The following is a 4,606-nucleotide window of genomic DNA, read 5'->3' as shown; positions in this document are numbered from 1 at the left end:
GGCGAGGACGACCCGGTGGTCCGCATGGCCGACGCGCCGGACCGCGGCCCGGCGGCGCCGCACGGGGAGCGCCGCCGCTTCCGCCGCTGAACCAAGAGGCGGGGCGGGCCGTGCCCGTGCGTTCTCCGAGGTAAGGGGTGCTGCCGCACCCCGCTGATGACATCTGCGCTTTCACTCTCTAGGGTGCCTGAATATGGATATGCACACCGTGGTGCTGGGGACGACCGGCACGACCGCTCAGGACGTCATCGACGTGGCCCGTGGCGCCGCCCGGATCGAGGTGTCCGCCGACGCGCGCGCGGCCGTCGCCGCCTCCCGCGCCTTCATCGACGACCTCGCCGCCAAGCCGGACCCGGTCTACGGCGTCTCCACGGGCTTCGGCGCGCTCGCCACCCGGCACATCAGCCCCGAGCTCCGCGCCCAGCTGCAGCGCAACATCGTCCGCTCGCACGCGGCCGGCATGGGCCCGCGCGTCGAGCGCGAGGTGGTACGCGCGCTGATGTTCCTGCGCCTGAAGACCCTCGCCTCGGGCCGTACGGGCGTACGCCCCCTGGTCGTCGACACGATGGCGGAGCTGCTGAACGCGGGCATCACCCCGGTCGTCCACGAGTACGGCTCGCTCGGCTGCTCCGGCGACCTCGCGCCGCTCTCGCACTGCGCGCTGACCCTGATGGGCGAGGGTGAGGCCGAGGGCCCCGACGGCGTCGTGCGGCCCTCCGCCGAGCTGCTCGCGGCGCACGGCATCGAGCCTGTCGAGCTGCGCGAGAAGGAGGGCCTGGCCCTCCTCAACGGCACCGACGGGATGCTCGGCATGCTCGTGATGGCCTGTGCCGACCTCGCTCGCCTGTTCACCTCGGCCGACATCACCGCCGCGCTCTCCCTGGAGGCGCTGCTCGGTACGGACAAGGTCCTCGCGCCCGAGCTGCACGCCATCCGCCCGCATCCGGGCCAGGCCGCCTCGGCCGCCAACATGCTCAAGGTGCTGGCCGGCTCCGGCCTCACCGGTCACCACCAGGACGACGCGCCGCGCGTCCAGGACGCCTACTCCGTGCGCTGCGCCCCGCAGGTCGCGGGCGCGGGCCGGGACACCCTCGCGCACGCCCTCCTTGTCGCCGAGCGCGAGCTGGCGGCCGCCGTGGACAACCCCGTCGTCCTGGAGGACGGCCGGGTGGAGTCCAACGGCAACTTCCACGGCGCCCCGGTCGCCTATGTCCTGGACTTCCTCGCCATCGCCGCCGCGGACCTCGGCTCGGTCGCCGAGCGCCGCACCGACCGGCTGCTGGACAAGAACCGCTCGCACGGCCTGCCCGCCTTCCTGGCCGGCGACCCGGGCGTGGACTCCGGGCTGATGATCGCCCAGTACACGCAGGCCGCGCTGGTCAGCGAGATGAAGCGGCTCGCGGCCCCGGCCTCGGTGGACTCCATCCCGTCCTCCGCCATGCAGGAGGACCACGTCTCGATGGGCTGGTCGGCGGCGCGCAAGCTGCGGACCGCGATCGACAACCTGACCCGGGTGGTCGCCGTCGAGATGTACGCGGCGACCCGCGCGGTGGAGCTGCGCGCCGGGCTGACCCCGTCGCCCGCCACCCGCGCGGTGCTGGACGCCGTACGGGCCGAGGGCGTGCAGGGACCGGGGGAGGACCGTTTCCTCGCTCCTGACCTGGCGGCGGCGTACGACGTCGTACGCAGCGGCAGGCTGGTCGCGGCCGCGGAGTCGGTCACGGGGAAGCTGGCCTGAGCGCCGGCGAACCGGCCTCAGGACCGGCGAACCGGCCTGAGCGCCGGCGGACTGGCCTGAGCGCGGAGCCGGAGGTTCCCCGCCGTCCCCTCTGGGTAACCCCCTGCTGGGGGGATGTGATCGTTCGAATCGCCCCGAAGGGCGCGGCGGGTTCCGGCCGTCAGGCCGTTTCGCGCGAGCGGCGCACGGCGAGGGTGACCAGGGCGGCCCCGACGCCGAGGAAGGCCGTACCGCCGACGGCGTACGGGGTCGTGTCGATGGAGCCGGAGTCGGCGAGCCGGACCTCGCCGGTGCCCTGCGCGCCGTCCGTGCCGTCGGCGACCTGCGTACCGGGGGCGACGCGCGCCTGCTGACCGGTCCCCGCGGTCGGGTCCGTACTCGTGTCGGTACTCGTGCCCGTACTCGTGTCCGTACCGGCCCGTACGTCCTGGCCCACGGCCGGGACGGCGGAGTGCCGCATTCCGTCGTCGTGCTCGGCCGTGGCGTTCGCCGACGGTACGAAACACAGCGCGATCAGCACCGAACCGGCCGCTGCGGCAGTCACCAGTGGTCGGCGTGCGGTCACGGAACGATCCCCCTTCACGGCTCGGCGCGTTGGCCGTTACGCAGATGTTAGTAACAGCCGCGGGTCGCGGGGAAGGCAGGGGCCCGACGTGCCTACGCTCCGTGGCATGAACAACGGTGACACATCACGGTTTGTCCGCTTGCGCGTCGACCTGATCATGGAGATCACGGACCCCGATCTGCTGACCGGCGCGGCACTCGACGGGATCAGCGACGAGGACCACCTGTCCGATCGGGAGCGCAGCTACGCGCGACAAGCGGTCCAGGCGGAGCCGGCCGAGGCCGTCGCCCACCTCGTCGACCCCTTCGACCTCGTCAACGACGTGCCCGGCGTCGAGCTCACCCAGGCGTCCTGGACCAGCGAGGAGACCGACTACGACCCCGAGGCCGAGGAGTGGGAGCTCGGGGATGCGGGGGACGACGAAGACCTCGCCTGAGGCCCTGCTCCGGGGGCCTGAAGGGCCGGTACGGGCGGCCGTCCGCCCGCCCGTACCGGCGGTGTCCGCCCGCCCGTACCGGCGGGTGTCCTTTCCCACACTTTCCGGGCGAATGGAACGGGAAATGGGGAACAGGTGTTCATCATGGGAGCGACTGGGACCAAGTGTGCCCAGTCAGGCTCGGGGAACCTTCAGGTTCAGTAAGCAATGGAGTAGTGACTGATGACGGACAGCAAGCGCCGCAGGGGCTTCATAGCCACCGCCGCGCTGCTCGGCGGGGCGCTGACGCTCGCGGCCTGCGGCGGCGGTGGTGACAAGGCGAGCGGCGACAGCGGCGGCTCGGGACCTCCCCAGCAGCACCAGAAGCAGGAACAGGTCGACAGGGCGGCCGCCCAGGACGCCTCGGACGCCTCGATCAAGATCGCGCCGAAGAGCGGTACGGACAACGCGGGCATCAACAGCGACACCAAGGTCACCGTCGCGCACGGCAAGCTGACCGACGTCACCATGACCTCCCTGGAGTCCAAGGAGAAGGTGGCCGGCACGCTCGCGCCCGACGGCAAGTCCTGGAAGCCGCAGTCCCCGCTGAAGCGCTCCACGCAGTACCGGATCACCGCGCACGCCGAGGACTCCAAGGGCCGCACGGCGGTCGAGCACTCCACGTTCACCACCGTCTCGCCCACCAACAGCTTCATCGGGAACTTCACCCCCGAGGACGGCTCGACCGTCGGCGTCGGCATGCCGGTGTCGCTGAACTTCGACAAGCCGGTCAAGAACAAGGCCGCCGTCGAGTCGAAGATCAAGGTCGCGGCGAGCAGCAACCAGAAGGTCGTCGGCCACTGGTTCAGCGACACCCGCCTGGACTTCCGCCCGCAGGAGTACTGGAAGGCCGGCTCCAAGGTCACCATGAACCTCGACCTGGACGGCGTCGAGGCGTCGCCCGGCGTGCAGGGCATCCAGGACAAGACCGTCAGCTTCGACGTGGGCCGCTCCCAGGTGAGCACCGTCGACGCCAAGACGCACCAGATGACCGTGGTGCGCGACGGCAGGACCGTCAAGCAGATCCCGATCTCGGCCGGCGGCCCGGAGAACCCGACCTACAACGGTCAGCTGGTGATCTCCGAGAAGTACCTCCAGACCCGCATGGACGGCTCGACGGTCGGCTTCAAGAAGAAGGACGGCAAGGGCGAGTACGACATCCCCGACGTCCCGCACGCCATGCGGCTGTCCAACTCCGGCACCTTCATCCACGGCAACTACTGGGGCAAGGGCATCTTCGGCAAGGCCAACACCAGCCACGGCTGCATCGGCCTCGAGGACGCGAAGGGCGCCAAGAGCGACAAGACCGACGGCGCGTGGTTCTACGACCACTCCCTCCTCGGTGACGTCGTCGTCATGAAGAACTCCCCGGACAAGACCATCCAGCCCGACAACGGCCTGAACGGCTGGAACATGGACTGGTCCCAGTGGGCGGCGGGCAGCGCCCTGCAGTGACCCGGGCGACCCGACCTGGCCCGACCTGACAGCTCACCGACCCGACGGCTTCCCCGAGCCGTGCGCGGGCGGCACCCCGGACACCGGTCCGGAGTGCCGCCCGCTGTCGTTTCCGGCCGCACCGTACGCGTCCGTACAGTGACCCGGTGGGCAACAAGGGCAACAAGGGCAGCAAGGGCGACGGGCGCGGCGGGCGCCGGGAGAGCGGGGCCGGGAACGGCGCCGAGGAGACCGTGGCACGCGTACTGGGCGCGGTCCGGTACGCCGCTGACGGCAGGGCCGCCGAGGACGCCGTCGAGGCCGGAGCCTCGGCGCTGAGCGAACTGGTGGGTGATCATCGTCTCGGAGTCGATGACACCCTTGCCGAGCAGCT

General features: G+C 71.3%; 4 protein-coding genes and 1 pseudogene. 4 read left to right on the top strand and 1 reads right to left on the bottom strand.

What is annotated here, in order from left to right:
* The first annotated feature begins 193 nt into the window (after positions 1–193).
* Positions 194–1,738 (top strand): histidine ammonia-lyase, encoded by a 1,545-nt coding sequence (gene hutH, locus ABT381_RS35200; RefSeq protein WP_351602013.1) that lies wholly within the window; start codon positions 194–196, stop codon positions 1,736–1,738.
* Between the two features lie 160 nt (positions 1,739–1,898).
* Here the strand turns inward: hutH and ABT381_RS35195 are convergent, their stop codons facing one another.
* Positions 1,899–2,303 (bottom strand): hypothetical protein, encoded by a 405-nt coding sequence (locus ABT381_RS35195; protein ID WP_351602011.1) that lies wholly within the window; start codon positions 2,301–2,303, stop codon positions 1,899–1,901.
* A 106-nt stretch (positions 2,304–2,409) separates the two neighbouring features.
* On the opposite strand from ABT381_RS35195, the gene ABT381_RS35190 reads away from it, so the two are divergent.
* The 3 genes and pseudogenes from ABT381_RS35190 to ABT381_RS35180 all read left to right on the top strand — a co-directional run.
* Entirely contained in the window at positions 2,410–2,739 is a 330-nt protein-coding gene (locus ABT381_RS35190) for a hypothetical protein (RefSeq protein WP_351602009.1), read from the top strand.
* A gap of 222 nt (positions 2,740–2,961) precedes the next feature.
* Positions 2,962–4,233, top strand: coding sequence for a L,D-transpeptidase (locus ABT381_RS35185; RefSeq protein ID WP_351602006.1), 1,272 nt, complete (start codon positions 2,962–2,964; stop codon positions 4,231–4,233).
* Between the two features lie 146 nt (positions 4,234–4,379).
* Positions 4,380–4,606, top strand: a pseudogene (locus tag ABT381_RS35180) (hypothetical protein); the annotation flags it as partial.

This window comes from Streptomyces sp. NPDC000151 (genome assembly GCF_040301705.1).
In the GTDB taxonomy this organism is placed as follows: domain Bacteria; phylum Actinomycetota; class Actinomycetes; order Streptomycetales; family Streptomycetaceae; genus Streptomyces.
The sequence above is the reverse complement of the archived record's forward strand: the minus strand, read 5'-3'. Positions and strand labels throughout refer to the sequence as shown.

What these genes read in the sequence shown, in the direction of transcription:
- hutH (WP_351602013.1), top strand. Translation starts at nt 194, where the DNA reads ATGGATATGCACACCGTGGTGCTGGGGACGACCGGCACGACCGCTCAG.
- ABT381_RS35185 (WP_351602006.1), top strand. Translation starts at nt 2,962, where the DNA reads ATGACGGACAGCAAGCGCCGCAGGGGCTTCATAGCCACCGCCGCGCTG.
- ABT381_RS35190 (WP_351602009.1), top strand. Translation starts at nt 2,410, where the DNA reads ATGAACAACGGTGACACATCACGGTTTGTCCGCTTGCGCGTCGACCTG.